Source organism: Pseudomonas sp. 43A (assembly GCF_013363935.1).
Taxonomy (GTDB): Bacteria; Pseudomonadota; Gammaproteobacteria; order Pseudomonadales; family Pseudomonadaceae; genus Aquipseudomonas; species Aquipseudomonas crudilactis.
Genome location: NZ_CP054880.1, coordinates 5,625,495 through 5,642,846, shown reverse-complemented (window position 1 = coordinate 5,642,846; position 17,352 = coordinate 5,625,495). Strand labels below are relative to the sequence as shown.

Genomic DNA, 17,352 nt, shown 5'->3' with positions numbered 1-17,352 from the left:
ACTGTGGAACGGGACTGTTGCAAAGTATGTCTAGACTCTCACTGTCCCTATCGAGTGAAAAACAATGACAACCACCACCTCCCATTACACCGGTGAAGAGCGCAGCAAGCGCATCTTTGCCATTGTCGGCGCCTCGTCCGGCAACCTCGTCGAATGGTTCGACTTCTACGTCTACGCCTTCTGCGCGATCTATTTCGCCCCGGCGTTTTTCCCCTCCGACAACCCGACGGTGCAGTTGGTCAACACCGCTGGCGTGTTCGCTGCCGGCTTCCTGATGCGCCCGATCGGTGGCTGGATTTTCGGTCGCGTTGCCGACAAGCACGGTCGCAAGAACTCGATGCTCATCTCGATTCTGATGATGTGCTTCGGCTCGTTGCTGATCGCCTGCCTGCCGACCTATAAAGATATCGGCGTCTGGGCGCCGGTCCTGCTTTTGTTTGCACGCTTGCTGCAAGGCCTGTCGGTCGGCGGTGAGTACGGCACCACCGCGACCTACATGAGCGAAGTCGCGCTCAAGGGCCAGCGCGGATTTTTCGCCTCGTTCCAGTACGTGACGCTGATCGGCGGGCAATTGCTGGCGGTGTCGCTGGTGGTGATCCTGCAGCAATTCCTCACCGAAGAAGACCTGCGTGCCTACGGCTGGCGGATTCCGTTTGTGGTCGGTGCAGTGGCGGCGCTGATTTCGTTGTTCCTGCGTCGTTCGCTGAAAGAGACCACCAACAAGGAAACCCGCGCGCACAAAGACGCCGGCAGCATCAGCGCGCTGTTCCGCGATCACAAAGCCGCGTTCATCACCGTGCTCGGTTACACCGCCGGTGGTTCGCTGATTTTTTACACCTTCACCACGTACATGCAGAAATATTTGGTCAACACTGCGGGTATGCATGCCAAGACCGCCAGCTACATCATGACCGGTGCGCTGTTCCTGTATATGTGCATGCAGCCGCTGTTCGGCATGCTCGCCGACAAGATCGGCCGACGTAATTCGATGTTGTGGTTTGGCGCGCTTGGCACGCTGTTCACCGTGCCGATTCTGCTGAGCCTGAAAAGTGTCAGCAGCCCGTTCCTCGCGTTTGTGCTGATCACCGTCGCGCTGGCGATTGTCAGTTTCTACACCTCGATCAGTGGCCTGGTGAAAGCCGAAATGTTCCCGCCGGAAGTCCGCGCCCTCGGCGTCGGTCTGGCTTACGCGGTGGCGAACGCGATCTTCGGCGGCTCGGCAGAATTCGTCGCGCTGAGCTTGAAGAACATCGGTATGGAAAATTCCTTCTACTGGTACGTGACGGCCATGATGGCGATCGCCTTCCTGTTCAGTCTGCGTTTGCCGAAACAGGCGGCGTACTTGCACCACGATCTCTAACCCGATGCGCGCGGGCCGTGATGGCCCGCGCCGGCAAGGACTGTTTATGACTCAGCGACCGGGCAATCAATTGTTCGATGCCTATTTCACTGCCCGTGATATGCGCGAAGTGTTCTGCGATCAGGGCCGCGTGCAGGCCATGCTCGACTTTGAGGCGGCGCTGGCCAGGGCCGAGGCGCGGGTTGGATTGATTCCTTCTGCTGCGGTGAAACCTATTGCGGCGGCGTGCAGCGCTGATCTGTATGACTTTGCGGCGCTGGGCGAGGCGATTGCCACGGCCGGCAATTCGGCGATTCCGCTGGTCAAGGCGTTGGGCAAGCAGATTGCCGCTACCGATGCAGAAGCCGAGCGCTATGTACATTTGGGCGCGACCAGTCAGGACGTGATGGATACCGGGCTGGTGCTGCAATTGCGGCAGGCACTGGCGTTGATCGAGAACAATCTGACGCAACTGGCTGACTCTCTTGCTGTTCAAGCACAACGTCATGCTGCAACGCCGCTGGCCGGACGCACTTGGCTGCAACACGCGACACCAGTGACCCTGGGCATGAAAATCGCCGGATGGCTGGGCGCTGTCACTCGTAGCCGCCAACGTCTGCGCGAACTCAAGCCGCGTCTGCTGGTGCTGCAGTTCGGCGGTGCCTCCGGGACCCTCGCCGCGTTGGGCGAACAGGCCTTGCCGATTGCCCAAGCGTTGGCCGAAGAACTGCAACTGACCTTGCCGGAACAACCGTGGCACACCCAGCGCGATCGCGTGGTCGAGTTTGGCGCGGTGCTCGGTTTGATCGCCGGCAGCCTCGGCAAATTCGGCCGCGACATCAGCCTGTTGATGCAGACCGAAGCCGCCGAGGTTTTCGAGCCATCGGCGCCGGGCAAGGGCGGTTCGTCGACCATGCCGCACAAACGCAATCCGGTCGGCGCAGCGGTGTTGATCGGCGCAGCGACGCGGGTGCCGGGGCTGGTCTCGACGCTGTTCAGCGCGATGCCGCAGGAACATGAACGCAGTCTCGGTTTGTGGCATGCCGAATGGGAAACCCTGCCGGAAATCTGCTGCCTCGTATCCGGTTCACTGCAACAAGCGCGATTGCTGGCGGATGGGCTGGAAGTCGACGCTGAACGTATGTCGCGCAATCTCGAACTGACCCAAGGGCTGGTACTGGCCGAAGCGGTGAGCATCGTCCTCGCCCAGCGGGTCGGTCGCGACACCGCGCATCACCTGCTCGAACAGTGCTGCAAACGCGCAGTGGCCGAGCAGCGCCATTTACGCGCCGTACTGGGTGACGAACCGCAAGTCACTGCTGAGCTGAGCAGCGCTGAACTCGATCATCTTTTGAACCCCGCCCATTACCTCGGTCAGGCGAAAACCTGGGTCGAGCGTGCGGTGGCCGAACACAACGCATTGTCTGTCTGAAAGGAGAGGGCTGTGGCTTTCGTTCAACTCGCCGATGGCGAACTGCACTATCAAATTGAAGGTCCGGTCGATGCGCCGGTGCTGGTGCTGTCCAACTCGCTGGGCACCGATCTGCATATGTGGGACGCGCAGATGCCGGCGTTTACCGAGCATTTTCGTGTGTTGCGTTTCGACACCCGTGGCCACGGCAAATCGCTGGTGACGCCGGGGCCTTACAGCATTGAGCAATTGGGTCACGACGTGCTCGGTCTGCTGGATGCGCTGCACATCGAGCGCGCGCATTTCTGCGGGCTGTCGATGGGCGGTCTGATTGGGCAGTGGCTGGGGATCAACGCTGGTCATCGTCTGCACAAGCTGATCGTCTGCAACACTGCGGCAAAAATCGGCGATCCATCGGTGTGGAATCCACGCATCGAAACCGTGCTGCGTGATGGCGCTGCAGCGATGGTTGCCCTGCGTGACGCGTCGATTGCCCGTTGGTTTACCCCGGACTTCTCGGCAGCGCACCCGGCGGCGGCCAAGCAGATTACCGACATGCTCGCGGCCACTTCACCTGAAGGTTATGCGGCCAATTGCGCGGCAGTGCGTGATGCCGATTTCCGCGAGCAACTGGCTTCGATCAACGTGCCGCTGCTGGTGATTGCCGGTACGGAAGATGCGGTGACGCCGCCGTCCGGTGGGCATTTCATTCAGGAACATGTACGTGGTGCGGAGTACGCCGAGTTCTATGCGGCGCACCTGTCCAACGTGCAGGCTGGCGCAGATTTCAGTGATCGCGTGTTGGCGTTTTTGCAGGCTAAGTGAGGGAGTTTTTGTGGACGAGAAACAACGTTACGACGACGGAATGCAGGTACGCCGCGCGGTGTTGGGCGATGCGCATGTCGATCGCAGCCTGACCACGCTGACCGAGTTCAACTCGGAGTTTCAGGAGATGATTACCCGGCATGCCTGGGGCGATATCTGGACGCGTCCGGGCTTGCCTCGGCACACGCGCAGCCTGATCACTATCGCCATGCTGATTGGCATGAACCGTGAGGGTGAGCTGAAACTGCACCTGCGCGCGGCGGCCAATAACGGCGTGAGCCGGGGCGAGATCAAGGAAGTGATCATGCAGAGTGCGATTTACTGCGGGATTCCGGCAGCGAATGCGACGTTTCATTTGGCTGAATCGGTGTGGGATGAACTGGGTGTTGAATCCCGGGATTGATGGCGCCCGAAACAACGCCTTCGCGAGCAAGCTCGCTCCCACATTGGAGTTGTGTCGATCACAAAAAAAATGTGGGAGCGAGCTTGCTCGCGAAAGCGCCAGACGCCGTTATGTGTTAATCAGCGCATGCGCTCAAACCCTGGCAACAATAAATATCCGCTTGAACGCAAACAACGTATGCCCATCCCCCTCCTGCGGATAATGCTCATGCACCCGCATCAGGTAATGATAAATAAACCGCGTCTGTTCCTCTGGACTCAGCGCCTGCATCACCGGCCGCAGCGCCGAGACTTTCACCCAGTCATATACCGGTGATTTGCCGTCGACTACCTGCAGCTGCTCGGTCTCCCAGATATCCAGCGAGGAGGTCAGCGGCGCGAGCAACCGGTAATAATCCTCCAGCGCCAACAACGGCCGCGCCGACATGCGCTGGCGCAGTTCAGGTGTGCCTATCGGCGTGCCATCGGGACCGCCGTTTTCGAGGGTGTCGAGCATCAGCCGATACCACAGCGCATCACGCCAGTCCGGCATGTGCGCTGCCAGACAACCGCCGGTGTTGATATGGCCGAGCAGGCGCGGCAGCAACGTTTCGTGGCCGTCGATAAAGTGCAGCACGGCGGCAGCGAACAGCAGATCCGCCGGCTGCTCCGGTTGCCAGTCGAGCAGACCGCAATGTTTCCACAACGCTTTGACCGGCAGACAGCGCGCTTCGTCGAGCATCTGCGCGGAGCTGTCGATTCCCTGCAACTGCGCACGCGGCCAGCGTTTGGCCAACAACTGCGTGGCAATGCCGGTGCCGCAGCCAAGGTCGTAAATACGTTGCGGGTTGGGCAGGTCGACACGGTCGAGCAATTCATGGACCGGGCGTTGCCTGAGACGGGAAAACTGCTGGTACGCCTTGGCGTCCCAGTCGGGTGTTGCGAGACGAGAGATCATTGAGGTGGTCCTCCGGTGATCGTTGGTGTCTTCCGATGACAACCTGGCTCCCAGCTTGAGGACCGACTACGACGACGGAAGCGGAAAGGTGAAGCACCTGAGTCCTTCAGGTTTTGTCACTTTACCTGCCGACCGGCAAAGTGCCACTTCTCCTGACCAATGGCGAGAATTCCAATGTAGGAGCTGCCTAAGGCTGCGATCTTTTGATCTTGTTTTTAAGATCAAAAGATCGCAGCCTGCGGCAGCTCCTACAGGGGTGGATCGGTGTTTACAGGAGGCTGATCGGATAGCTGACGATCAAGCGGTTCTCATCGAATTCGTTGTTGCTGAAATCCCGGCGCATGGTCGAGTTGCGCCACCGGACGTTCAGGTCCTTCAGCGCGCCGCTCTGCACGGTGTAGCCCAGTTCCGATTCGCGGCCCCATTCCTTGCCATCGGTGATGGTCCCGGTGTGCACGTTGTCGCCGCTGATGTAGTGGTTCATCAATGTCAGGCCGGGAACGCCCATGGCAGCGAAGTTGTAGTCGTGACGCAACTGCCAGGAGCGTTCCTGCGCGTTGTCATAGCTGGCGTTGTAGCTATCGTTGGCCAGCGTCCCGCCGCTGGTGCCGTTGACGCGCATCCACGCGCTGTCGCCAGTGAGTTTCTGTAGACCGACGTAGAAGGTGTTGCCGCCGTACTTCGCCGAGAACATCCCCGACCAGGTTTTGTTGTCGAGGTCTCCAGCGCGGGCGCTGCCATCGTCCTTGCCGTAGAAGAAGCCGAGGTTGGCGCCGAGGGTCCAGTCGCCCAGCGGCTGGCTGTGGATCAGGTTGACGTATTGCTGGCTGTAGATGTCTTTGAGTTCGGCATTCCACAGGCCGATCTGCGTGCGTTTTTCGTTGAAAACGTATTCGCCGCCCTGGAAGTTGAAGCGATCAGAGGTGAACGCCGCTTTGCCGGTCATCGACATGTCGCTCATGCTGCTGTCGTCGCGCGGGCTGTTGGCGCGGAACTGGCCGCCGTAGAGGGTCAGGCCGTCGATTTCCTTGGACGTGATCTGCCCGCCGCGAAAAGTTTGTGGCAATGAGCGGCCATCGTCTGAGCGCAGGATTGGCAATACTGGCATCCACTCGCCGACCTTCACTTCGGTCTGGGAAAGTTTGGCTTTGAAGGCGACGTTGGTGCGGCCGAAGTTGTCCGCCGGACGGCCGTCATGATCCAGCGGCAACAGCTGTGTGCCACCCGTGCCTTTGCCGCCATCGAGTTTCACCGAATACAGGCCCAGTACATCCATGCCGAAACCGACGGTGCCTTGGGTGAAGCCGGATTTGGCGTCGAGAATTAAGCTCTGCGTCCACTCTTCAGCCTTGCCCTGAGCCTTGGTCGGGTTGGTGAAGTTGCGGTTGATGTAGAAGTTGCGCAGGTTCAGGTTGACCTTGGCCCCTTCGATGAAACCGGCCTCTTCAGCCGCAGCGGGCATCGCCGCGCTGGCCAGGGCCAGGGCGATCAGACCGGGAAATGCGTAAGGCGCAGGGGAGGTTGTCATAGCTGGGGTCTCTCTTGTTTTTTTAAGGCGAACGGGTGCGCTGCGGCCGTTTTTTACGGTGCAGAAATGCGATGAATTCAGGGGGTAAGGCGACGGCGGTCAGCCGGTCGGAGCAGGGCGCGGGAGCATGGTATCTAACCTGTTGTTATTGGTTTTGTGGAGCGAATGGTGCGGGGCGCGGATGTTTTGATTCAATTGGTAAAAGCGGGTTTTGGGCGATTATCGAACGCAACATTGAGCCGGGTTTTTTGGGTGGATGTGCGGGCCTCTTCGCGAGCAGGCTCGCTCCCACATTTGGAATGCGCTCCCCTGTGGGAGCGAGCTTGCTCGCGAAGGGGCCAGCCCAGACACCACAACTTTCTGACAGGCAACAAAAAGCCCACCAATCGGTGGGCTCCTTGTGTTCACCTGATGATGATCAGAACAACTTCATCTTCGGTGCTTCTTCTTTCAGCGGTTCGTTCTGCGCGGTTTGCGCATTCCAGCCACCGCCCAGGGCCTTGTACAGGTTGACCGCACTGGTCAGCTGCGCGAGGCGGTCGGTGATCAGCGCTTGTTGCGCGCTGAACAGCTGACGCTGGGCATCGAGGAAGGTCAGGTTGCTGTCGACGCCGATGCGGTAACGACGTTCGGCCAGACGGTAGTAATCCTGGTTGGCCTGTACGAAGTCACGCTGCGCTTGCAACTGCTCGGTGTAGGTCTGGCGTGCGGCCAGGCCGTCGGCGACTTCCTGGAAGGCCGTTTGAATGGACTTCTCGTAGTTCGCCACGCCAATGTCCTTCTGGATCTTGGCGGCGTCGAGGCTGGCGCGCAGGCTGCCGGCGTTGAAGATCGGTAGATTGATCTGCGGCTGGAACAGCCACGTCCCCGAACCACCCTTGAACAGGCCGGACAGATCCGGGCTCAGGCTGCCCGCGTTGGCGGTCAGGCTGATGCTCGGGAAGAACGCTGCACGGGCGGCACCGATGTTGGCGTTGGCCGCTTTCAGGTTGTACTCGGCCTGGAGAATGTCCGGACGACGTTGCAGCAGATCCGAAGGCAGACCCGGCGGTACGTCGCTGAGCAGGTCATCCGCCAGCGGTTTGGCCGCTTGCAGATTGGCCGGAATACCGGTGCCGAGCAGCAGGGTCAGGCTGTTTTCGTCCTGCGCCACTTGGCGGGTGTAACGCGCCAGTTGTGCACGAGCGTTTTCCACCGAGGTGCGCGACTGCGCCAGGTCCAGTGCCGAAGCGACACCGACTTCGTTGCTGCGGCTGGTCAGCTTGTAGCTTTCTTCGAAGGCACCGAGGGTGTCTTGCGTCAGCTTGAGCAGCTCCTTGTCCGCTTGCCAGGTCAGGTAAGCATTGGCGACGCTGGCGACCAGACTGATCTGGGTGCTGCGGCGTGCTTCTTCAGTGGCGAAGTATTGTTGCAACGCTTGCTCGCTCAGGCTGCGAACCCGACCGAACAGGTCGAGCTCGTAAGCGCTGATGCCGACGGTGGCCGAGTAGGAGCTGGTGATGCCCGCTTCACCGGTCTGCGAGGCACGGGCCGGAACCCGCTGACGGCTGCCGCTGGCATTGGCCGAGACCGCCGGGAACAGGTCAGCACGCTGGATGCGGTATTGAGCCGCGTAAGCGTCGATGTTCAGCGCCGCGACACGCAAGTCGCGGTTGTTTTCCAGGGACACCTGGATCAGCTGTTGCAGCGCCGGGTCATGGAAAAACTGCTTCCAGCCTTGCTCGGCCGCGGCCTGCGCCGGTGCCTGGGCCGGCGAATACGCCGGCCCCTGCGGGTACTGACCTGCGACCGGAGCCTCAGGCTGCTGATAATCAGGTATCAGCGAGCAACCGCTCAGCACGAAGGCGGCGACTGCGATGGAGAGTAGCGACTTGCTCATTGGCCAGCCTCTTTAGGAGTTTCAGTAGCTTCATCCTCGTCAGCGATCTTACGCTGGCCGATGGACGAAACCGTAACGAAGAACAGTGGGACCCAGAAGATCGCCAGGATCGTGGCCGTGAGCATACCGCCAATCACGCCCGTACCGATCGCATGTTGACTGCCTGAACCGGCGCCAGTGGAGATCGCCAACGGTACAACACCGAGGACGAAGGCCAGCGAGGTCATGATGATCGGTCGCAGACGCATGCGGCAGGCTTCAATCGCCGCGTCACGCAGGCTGCGTCCCTGTTCATGCAGTTCCTTGGCGAACTCAACGATCAGAATGGCGTTTTTAGCTGCCAGACCGATGGTCGTCAACAGCCCCACCTGGAAGTACACGTCGTTGGACAGCCCGCGCAGGCTGGTGGCCAGCAGCGCACCGATGATCCCCAGCGGTACCACGAGCATAACGGCGATCGGAATCGACCAGCTCTCGTACAGCGCCGCCAGACACAGGAACACCATCAGCAGCGACAGGGCGTACAGCGCCGGCGCTTGCGAACCCGACAGACGTTCTTCATACGACAGACCGGTCCAGGAGATGCCGACACCGGCCGGCAGCTTCTTGGCAATCGCTTCGACTTCGGCCATCGCTTCACCGGTGGAGTAACCCGGCGCCGGAGAACCGAGCACTTCCATCGCTTCCACGCCGTTGTAACGGGCCAGCTTCGGCGAACCGTAGATCCACTCGCCTTTGGCGAACGCGGAGAACGGCACCATGGTCCCGGCGTTGTTGCGTACGTACCATTTCTTCAGGTCTTCAGGGCTCATGCGAGCACCGGCCTGACCTTGTACGTAAACCTTCTTCACGCGACCACGGTCGATGAAGTCGTTGACGTAGCTACTACCGAAGGAGATCGACAGCGTGCTGTTGATGTCGGTGAGGCTCAAGCCAAGGGCCTGGGCTTTCTCGTCGTCGATTTCCAGGTGGTATTGCGGTTCATCGTTCAGACCGTTCGGACGCACCTGATAGAGCACCTTGCTCTGAGCGGCGAGGCCGAGGAACTGGTTACGCGCTTCCATCAGCTTTTCGTGACCGATACCGGCGCGGTCTTGCAGGAACACGTCGAAACCGGTGGCGTTACCCAGCTCCAGTACCGCAGGCGGGGCGAAAGCGAACACCATGGCATCGCGGAAACTGAAGAAGTGTTGCTGGGCACGCTGGGCCAGGGCAAACACGCTGTTGTCCGAGTTACGCTCGTCCCACGGCTTGAGCATGATGAACGCCAGGCCAGAGCTCTGACCGCGACCGGCGAAGTTGAAGCCGTTCACGGTGAACACCGAGGACACCGCGCCTGCTTCTTTATCCAGCAGGTAGCTGCGCATTTCGTCGATCACCACCTGAGTACGCTCGGCACTCGAACCGGCCGGGGTCTGCACTTGGGCGAACAGTACGCCCTGGTCTTCTTCCGGCAGGAACGCGGTTGGAATGCGGGTGAACAGCCAGATCATGCCGACCACGATCAGCAGATAGGCCAGCAGGTACGGCGCTTTGCGCGACAACATGTTGCCGACACCGCGCTCGTAGCTCTGCACACCACGATCGAAATTGCGGTTGAACCAGCCAAAGAAACCCTTCTTCGGCGTGCCATGCTCGCCTTTCGGAATCGCCTTGAGCATGGTGGCGCAGAGCGCCGGGGTGAAGATCAGCGCGACCAGTACCGACAGGGCCATGGCCGAGACGATGGTGATCGAGAACTGCTTGTAGATCACACCGGTGGAACCGCTGAAGAACGCCATCGGCAACAGTACCGCCGACAGCACCAGAGCAATACCGACCAGTGCGCCCTGGATCTGGCCCATGGACTTCTTGGTCGCTTCCTTCGGTGACAAGCCTTCTTCGCTCATCACCCGCTCGACGTTTTCCACCACCACGATGGCGTCGTCCACCAGCAAACCGATGGCCAGCACCATGCCGAACATGGTCAGGGTGTTGATGCTGAAACCGAACGCCGCGAGGATGCCGAATGTACCCAGCAATACCACCGGCACAGTCATCGTGGTGATGACCGTGGCGCGGAAGTTCTGCAGGAACAGGAACATCACCAGGAACACCAGCACGATCGCTTCGACCAGGGTTTCAACCACACCTTTGATCGATTCGGTCACCACCGGAGTGGTGTCGTACGGGAACACCACTTCCATGCCTTGCGGGAAGAACGGCTTGAGGTCGTCAATCGTCTTGCGCAGCGCCTTGGCGGTGTCGAGGGCGTTGGCACCGTTGGCCAGTTTTACCGCCAGACCAGAAGCCGGGCTGCCGTTGAACTGCGCGGAAATACTCGAGTTTTCACCGCCCAGACCGACGTCAGCGACGTCGCCGACACGCACTTGCGAGCCGTCCTGGTTAACTTTCAGCAGAATCGCCTTGAACTGCTCGGCAGTCTGCAGACGGGTCTTGCCGATGATCGTGGCGTTCAGTTGCTGGCCTGGCAGCGCCGGCAAACCGCCGAGCTGACCGGACGACACCTGGACGTTCTGCGCCGAGATTGCGGTGCTGACATCGCCCGGGGTCAGGTTGTACTTGTTCAACTTGGCCGGGTCGAGCCAGATGCGCATCGCGTACTGGGCACCGAAGACCTGGAAGTCACCGACACCGGCGGTCCGCGAGATCGGATCCTGCATGTTCGACACGATGTAGTTGGACAAGTCGTCCTTGGTCATGCTGCCGTCACGCGATACCACGCCGATGACCAAGAGGAAGTTTTTCACTGCCTTGGTCACGCGGATACCTTGTTGCTGCACTTCCTGCGGCAACAGCGGGGTAGCGAGGTTCAGCTTGTTCTGAACCTGCACCTGCGCGGTGTCGGAGTTGGTGCCTTGCTCGAAGGTCGCCGTGATGGTCATGCTGCCGTCGGAGTTACTTTCCGAGGACACATAACGCAGGTTGTCGATACCGTTGAGCTGCTGCTCGATCACCTGGACCACGGTGTCCTGCACGGTTTGCGCCGAAGCGCCCGGGTAGGTCACGGAGATCGCAATGGCCGGCGGCGCAATGCTCGGGTATTGGTTGATCGGCAATTTCAGGATCGAAAGTGCCCCGACCAGCATGATCACCAGGGCAATTACCCAAGCGAAAATCGGACGGTCGATGAAGAATTTTGACATGGATTACTCCCCTTTGCCGCCGGCGGCTTTGTCAGCTGCCTGAGCGGGGGCCGGGTTCTTGTTGCCGACATTGGTGGCTTCGGACGGGTTGACCTGAACACCCGGGCGCACGTATTGCAGCCCTTCGGTGATCAGACGATCGCCCGCTTTCAAGCCGTCTTCGATCAACCACTGACTGCCGACGGTGCGGCTGGCCTTGAGCTGACGCAGTTCGACCTTGTTGTCGGCGCCGACGACCAGTGCGGTCGGGGTGCCTTTGAGGTCGCGGGTCACGCCTTGTTGCGGCGCCAGAATGGCCGCAGCGTTGACGCCGGCCTGCAGCTGGGCGCGAACGAACATGCCTGGCAGCAGGGTGTGATCCGGGTTCGGGAACACCGCGCGCAGGGTCACGGAACCGGTAGTCGGATCGACCGTGACCTCGGAGAATTCCAGCTTACCGTCGAGCTTGTACTGGCTGCCGTCTTCCAGGGTCAGTTTGACCGCTGCCGAGTTTTCGCCGGATTTCTGCAGGCGACCGCTCTCCAGCTCGCGGCGCAATTCCAGCAGCTCAACCGAAGACTGCGTGACATCAACGTAGATCGGGTCCAGTTGCTGAATTGTCGCCATCGCGTCGGTCTGGCCATTGCTGACCAGCGCGCCTTCGGTGACCGAAGAACGACCGATACGGCCGGAGATTGGCGCGTAAACCTTGGTGTAACGCACGTTGATCTGCGCGCTCTGCAGCGACGCTTCCGATTCCATGCGGTTGGACACGGCGGTGTCGTATTCCTGACGGCTTACGGCCTGCTCGTCGACCAGTTGCTTGTAGCGGTCGGAGATCGACTTGGTCGAACGCAGGTTGGCTTCGGCGCTTTTCAGGGTCGCTTCATAGACCGATGGATCGATCTGATACAGCTGCTGGCCGGCTTTGACATCGCCGCCTTCCTTGAACAGACGCTTGAGAATGATGCCGTTGACCTGCGGTCGAACTTCCGCGATGCGGTACGCACTGGTGCGACCTGGCAGCTCGGAGGTGAGGGTAAACGCTTGTGGTTGCAGGGTGACGACGCCGACCTGAGGCGGTGGAGCGGCCGGTGCCGCTTCTTCCTTTTTACATCCGCTGAGCAGCGATGCCAGGGCGACGGCAGTGACCAGAGCGGTAACAGCTGGCTTGAATTGCATGAAGATCCTCGGGTCAGGCGCGCAAATAGCGCACAAGAAGTGTGTAAGGGTAAAAAAAGGATACCGGGTGGATAAGTAGCTTGCTAAGGAATATACTTACGTTCATGGTTGTTTGTAAATACCTTGGCGTCGTACCCACCCTGTTACAAAACTCGTCGCAAGGTTTGAAATTGTAGGCCGGGGAGCTGATCCGTGAGAGATCGCCCCCTCTTTATTCAGCGGATATTCAGCCATCCCTGAAACATCCTGTTTGAGGTTTTACTGTCATGGTCCGTCGTACCAAAGAGGAAGCTCAAGAAACCCGTAGCCAGATTCTGGAAGCGGCGGAGAAAGCCTTTTATGAAAGGGGCGTCGCTCGTACGACGCTGGCCGACATCGCGACAATGGCCGGCGTCACTCGCGGCGCTATTTACTGGCATTTCAGCAATAAGGCCGATCTGGTCCAGGCCATGCTGGATTCGCTGCGTGAGCCGCTGGATGAATTGGCCAGGGCCAGTGAAAGTGAAGATGAACTCGATCCGTTGGGCTGCATGCGCCAACTGCTGATTCATTTGTTTCATCAAGTTGCGCTGGACCCGAAAACCCGGCGTATCAACGAAATTCTGTTTCATAAGTGCGAGTTCACCGATGAAATGTGCGATTTGCGCCAGCAGCGCCGGGACGTCAGTCTCGATTGCAATGAGCGCATCGCTCTGACGTTGCGTAATGCGGTCAATCGCGGCCAGTTGCCGGAAGATCTCGACACTGCCCGCGCGGCCATCAGTATTCACAGCTATATCGATGGCCTTCTGTATGGATGGCTTCTGGCGCCGGACAGCTTTGAGCTGCATGCCGAGGCCGAGCGTTGGGTCGATACAGGGTTGGATATGCTGCGCCTGAGCCCCAGCCTGCGCAAATGAAACAAATGCGTAATTGGCACAGGTTATGTCAATTGGCCTGCCTTTATATAGCTTCGCAGCGGGGGGAGTTTAAACGTAGCGGGCTACGCATTTTGTAGGGAATTTGTGTCTTCTGTGTGAATGAGTGTGAGCCGCTTGCCCTCACCCTAGCCCTCTCCCAGAGGTAGAGGGGACTGACCGAGGTGTTCTTGCGAGATACGCCGACGTGAAAAATCCAGTCGAACTCAGGTTTCGAACATTCCCCGATCTGCCCCCTCTCCCAGAGGTAGGGGGGACTGACCGAGGTGAACGTTCGAGATACGCCGACCTGAGATATCAGGTCGAACTCCAGATTTGAAAAGCACACAGATCGGCTCCCTCTCCCTCGGGAGAGGGCTGGGGTGAGGGGCTGCGTACTAAAAAGCGCAATCAATCTCCCGGCGAATACAAAAAAGCCCCCGACTCTCACAAGTCGGGGGCTTTGTGTTTCTGCTACTTACAGCGCTGGATAGTCGATATAACCGACCGGGCCTTTGCCGTAGAAGGTTTCCGGGTGCGCATCATTAAGCGGCGCATCCGTCTTCAAACGAGCCGGCAGATCCGGGTTGGCAATGAACGGCACACCAAACGCCACCGCGTCAGCCTTGCCGCTGGCCAGCCATTCATTGGCGCTGTCTTTGGTGAACTTCTCGTTGGCAATGTACGGGCCACCGAAAGCTTCTTTCAATTGCGGGCCGAGACTGTCGGCGCCTTCTTTCTCACGGGAACAGATGAACGCGATGCCGCGTTTGCCCAGTTCACGCGCGACGTAGGTGAAGGTTTCCGCCAGGTTGTCGTCGCCCATGTCATGGGAGTCAGCGCGCGGTGCCAAGTGCACACCAACGCGACCAGCGCCCCAGACTTCGATCGCCGCATCAGTCACTTCCAGCAGCAGACGGGCACGGTTTTCCAGCGAGCCACCATAGTTGTCGGTGCGCTGGTTGGTGCTGCTTTGCAGGAACTGGTCGAGCAGGTAACCGTTGGCGCCGTGGATTTCCACGCCGTCGAAACCGGCAGCCTTGGCGTTCTCGGCACCAGTGCGGTAGGCGTCGACGATGTCGGCGATTTCAGCGGTTTCCAGGGCGCGTGGGGTCGGGTAGTCGGCCAGTGGACGAACCAGGCTGACGTGGCCTTTTGGCTGGATCGCGCTCGGTGCCACCGGCGCTTCACCGTTGAGGTACGAGGGGTGCGAGACGCGACCGACGTGCCACAGTTGCAGGAAGATCTTGCCGCCAGCGCCGTGAATGGCTTTGGTCACGTTGGCCCAGCCGCGCACTTGATCGTTGGACCAGATACCCGGGGTGTCCGGGTAGCCAACGCCCATCGGCGTTACCGAAGTGGCTTCGCTGAGGATCAGGCCAGCGGAAGCGCGCTGTACATAATATTCAGCCATCAGCGCGTTCGGCACGCGGCCTTCGTCGGCGCGGCAGCGGGTCAGCGGAGCCATGATGATGCGGTTGGCCAGTTCGATGTCGCCGAGTTTGATCGGATCAAAAATAGTTGCCATGTCTACAACCCTCGTAAGTGAAAGTTAATCAGTTAGTTGCCGGGGCCAGATCGGCATTGCCGTTCTGACGGAAAGTAATCAGGGTCACCAGCAGGGCGAGCACTGCCAGTGCGGCGGCTGCGAGCGGTACGCTGGTCAGGCCATAACCGTGGGCGATGACGCTGCCGCCGACCCAGGCGCCGAGGGCATTGCCGACGTTGAAGGCGCCAATGTTCAGGGTCGAAACCAGGTTCGGTGCGGCTTTGCCGAAGGTCACCACGTTGACTTGCAGCGCCGGTACGGCGGCGAAACACGCGGTGGCCCAGAGGAACAGGGTGATTTCAGTCGGGATCAGCGCGACGCTGGTCCAGGTCAGTACGGTGGAGACCACGGCCATGGTGATGAACACGCCGATCAGCGTGGCGGCCATGCCCTTGTCGGCGAGTTTGCCGCCGATGATGTTGCCGACGGTCAGGCCCAGGCCGATCAGCATCAGCGTCCAGGTCACGCCACGCGGCGACACACCGGTGACTTCGCCGAGCAGCGGGGCGACGTAGGTGAACAGAGTGAAGACGGATGCAGCGAACAGCGCGGTCATGCTCAGCGACAGCCAGATCCCGGCACCTTTGAGGGCGGCGAGTTCGGCGCGCATGTCGAGTTTCTCTTCGTCACGCTTGGCCGGCAGGAAACGGATCAGACCGATCAGCGCAATCACACCGATAACGGTGACCGCCCAGAAGGTCGAGCGCCAGCCGTATTGCTGACCCAGCGCCGTGCCCAGCGGCACGCCGAGGACGTTGGCCAGGGTCAGGCCGGTGAACATCAAGGCCACTGCCGAAGCGCGTTTATTCGCTGGCACCAGATTGGCCGCCACCACCGAGCCGATGCCGAAGAACGCTCCGTGGCACAGCGCGGTGATCACCCGGGCAAACATCAGCACGTTGTAATCACTGGCCATCGCACAGAGCAGGTTGCCGACAATGAAGATGCCCATCAACGCCACCAGCGCCGCTTTACGCGGCAGTCTGGCGGTGGCCATGGCCATGAACGGCGCACCGATCGCCACGCCCAAGGCGTAACCGGTCACCAGCCAGCCGGCGCCGGGGATCGACACACCGAGGTCGGCCGCCACATTGGGCAGCAGGCCCATGATGACGAATTCGGTGGTGCCGATGGCGAAGGCGCTCAAGGCGAGGATGAGTAGCGAGAGGGGCATGCAGGTTTCCTTGTCGGCTGGCTGACGTTAAGGGTCAGAGCTCTTTACTGAGGGTGCTGAGAAACGCCTGGATCACGTCCTCGTTACGTTTGAAAAAGTGCCATTGCCCGGCCTTCTGGCTGCTGATCAGACCGGCGCGCTGCAACGTTGCGAGGTGTGCCGAAACGGTCGACTGCGACAGGCCGCAGCGTTGATCGATCTGCCCGGCGCAGATGCCGTACTCGTGGTTGTGCAACTGTTCCGGAAATTCGTTCTTCGGGTCTTTCAGCCAGTTGAGGATGTCTCGTCGTACTGGGTGCGCCAGGGCTTTTATTATTTCGTCGAGGTCGAGGTTCATGGCAGGTGCTCACAATGTGTACAACGCTATATCGCGATTTGGCGAAATATAAATCGTTAGATCGCGATACACCAATATGATTTTGATCTGACGTCAGCATAAATTGGTATATCGCGTTATAACGATACATGGGTGTATGGCTTATGGGCCGCAGTGCTAAGCTGCGCCCATGAACTATCTCGCACATTTACACCTCGGTGGCCAGCGCCCCGGGCAACTGCTCGGCAGTCTGTATGGCGATTTCGTCAAAGGTCGGCTGCAAGGGCAGTTCGCGCCGGAGGTGGAAGCGGCCATTCAACTGCATCGACGGATTGACGTGTTCACCGATCGCCATCCGCTGGTGGACATTGCCTTGGGGCGATTTTCCGATACCCGCCGGCGTTATGCCGGGATCGTGCTCGATGTGTTTTTCGATCATTGCCTGGCGCGGGACTGGCGGCTGTATGCCGATCAGCCGTTGGAGGTTTTCACCGCTGATGTGTATCGGGTGCTGACCCGCGAGCGGGAACTGCCCGAGCGCCTGGCGAAGATCGCCCCGCACATGGTTGCCAATGACTGGTTGGGTTCGTATCAGGAGTTTGAAGTGCTGGAGCAGGTGTTGCGCGGGATCTCGCGGCGACTGACCCGGCCGGAGGAACTGGCGGGAGCGATGCAGGAATTGCGGCGGTTGTATGAACCGCTGAGTGAAGATTTCGCTTTGTTCTACCCGCAACTCCAGGACTTCGCCCAATCCCCGTCAATGACATAAAACCAATGTGGGAGCGAGCT

General features: G+C 59.9%; 14 protein-coding genes. 6 read left to right on the top strand and 8 right to left on the bottom strand.

Annotated elements, in window-relative coordinates; genetic code table 11:
- Positions 1-64: 64 nt before the first annotated feature.
- Genes HUW52_RS24735 through pcaC form a run of 4 tightly spaced genes read left to right on the top strand, consistent with a single transcriptional unit; the run spans position 65 to position 3,978 of the window.
- A complete protein-coding gene (locus tag HUW52_RS24735) occupies positions 65-1,360 on the top strand; it encodes an MFS family transporter (RefSeq protein WP_016982813.1) in 1,296 nt (431 codons plus the stop codon).
- 46 nt (positions 1,361-1,406) lie between these two features.
- A complete protein-coding gene (locus HUW52_RS24730; RefSeq protein WP_175555142.1) occupies positions 1,407-2,771 on the top strand; it encodes a 3-carboxy-cis,cis-muconate cycloisomerase in 1,365 nt (454 codons plus the stop codon).
- 12 nt (positions 2,772-2,783) lie between these two features.
- Positions 2,784-3,575 carry a 3-oxoadipate enol-lactonase gene (pcaD, locus tag HUW52_RS24725; RefSeq protein ID WP_016982811.1) on the top strand — a complete coding sequence of 264 codons (792 nt, stop codon included), beginning with the start codon at positions 2,784-2,786 and terminating at the stop codon, positions 3,573-3,575.
- Between the two features lie 10 nt (positions 3,576-3,585).
- Positions 3,586-3,978 (top strand): 4-carboxymuconolactone decarboxylase, encoded by a 393-nt coding sequence (gene pcaC, locus HUW52_RS24720; protein ID WP_007957838.1) that lies wholly within the window; start codon positions 3,586-3,588, stop codon positions 3,976-3,978.
- Between the two features lie 132 nt (positions 3,979-4,110).
- Here the strand turns inward: pcaC and HUW52_RS24715 are convergent, their stop codons facing one another.
- From HUW52_RS24715 to HUW52_RS24695, 5 genes are all read right to left on the bottom strand, one after another.
- Positions 4,111-4,914, bottom strand: coding sequence for a methyltransferase domain-containing protein (locus HUW52_RS24715; protein ID WP_175555141.1), 804 nt, complete (start codon positions 4,912-4,914; stop codon positions 4,111-4,113).
- A 268-nt stretch (positions 4,915-5,182) separates the two neighbouring features.
- Positions 5,183-6,442, bottom strand: a complete 1,260-nt coding sequence (locus HUW52_RS24710; protein WP_175555140.1) for an OprD family porin — start codon at positions 6,440-6,442, stop codon at positions 5,183-5,185.
- Positions 6,443-6,860: 418 nt separating this feature from the next.
- Positions 6,861-8,321 carry an efflux RND transporter outer membrane subunit EmhC gene (gene emhC / locus HUW52_RS24705; RefSeq protein ID WP_016982809.1) on the bottom strand — a complete coding sequence of 487 codons (1,461 nt, stop codon included), beginning with the start codon at positions 8,319-8,321 and terminating at the stop codon, positions 6,861-6,863.
- A complete protein-coding gene (gene emhB / locus HUW52_RS24700) occupies positions 8,318-11,467 on the bottom strand; it encodes an efflux RND transporter permease subunit EmhB (RefSeq protein WP_016982808.1) in 3,150 nt (1,049 codons plus the stop codon). Before emhB ends, emhC begins: the two co-directional genes overlap by 4 nt.
- Positions 11,468-11,470: 3 nt before the next feature.
- A complete protein-coding gene (locus tag HUW52_RS24695; protein ID WP_016982807.1) occupies positions 11,471-12,628 on the bottom strand; it encodes an efflux RND transporter periplasmic adaptor subunit in 1,158 nt (385 codons plus the stop codon).
- Between the two features lie 266 nt (positions 12,629-12,894).
- Between HUW52_RS24695 and emhR the strand changes: the two genes are divergently transcribed.
- Positions 12,895-13,527 (top strand): efflux system transcriptional repressor EmhR, encoded by a 633-nt coding sequence (gene emhR / locus HUW52_RS24690; protein WP_016982806.1) that lies wholly within the window; start codon positions 12,895-12,897, stop codon positions 13,525-13,527.
- Between the two features lie 475 nt (positions 13,528-14,002).
- On the opposite strand, the gene HUW52_RS24685 is transcribed toward emhR, so the two are convergent.
- From HUW52_RS24685 to HUW52_RS24675, 3 genes are read right to left on the bottom strand one after another with little or no spacing between them, the layout of a single operon-like run.
- The gene (locus HUW52_RS24685; RefSeq protein ID WP_016982805.1) at positions 14,003-15,052 is read right to left on the bottom strand and encodes an alkene reductase; all 1,050 of its coding nucleotides are present in this window, start codon (positions 15,050-15,052) and stop codon (positions 14,003-14,005) included.
- A gap of 28 nt (positions 15,053-15,080) precedes the next feature.
- The gene (locus HUW52_RS24680; RefSeq protein WP_175555139.1) at positions 15,081-16,247 is read right to left on the bottom strand and encodes an MFS transporter; all 1,167 of its coding nucleotides are present in this window, start codon (positions 16,245-16,247) and stop codon (positions 15,081-15,083) included.
- Positions 16,248-16,281: 34 nt separating this feature from the next.
- Entirely contained in the window at positions 16,282-16,584 is a 303-nt protein-coding gene (locus HUW52_RS24675) for a helix-turn-helix transcriptional regulator (protein WP_007917068.1), read from the bottom strand.
- A 169-nt stretch (positions 16,585-16,753) separates the two neighbouring features.
- On the opposite strand from HUW52_RS24675, the gene HUW52_RS24670 reads away from it, so the two are divergent.
- The gene (locus HUW52_RS24670; protein ID WP_175555138.1) at positions 16,754-17,332 is read left to right on the top strand and encodes an ACP phosphodiesterase; all 579 of its coding nucleotides are present in this window, start codon (positions 16,754-16,756) and stop codon (positions 17,330-17,332) included.
- Positions 17,333-17,352 lie beyond the last annotated feature (20 nt).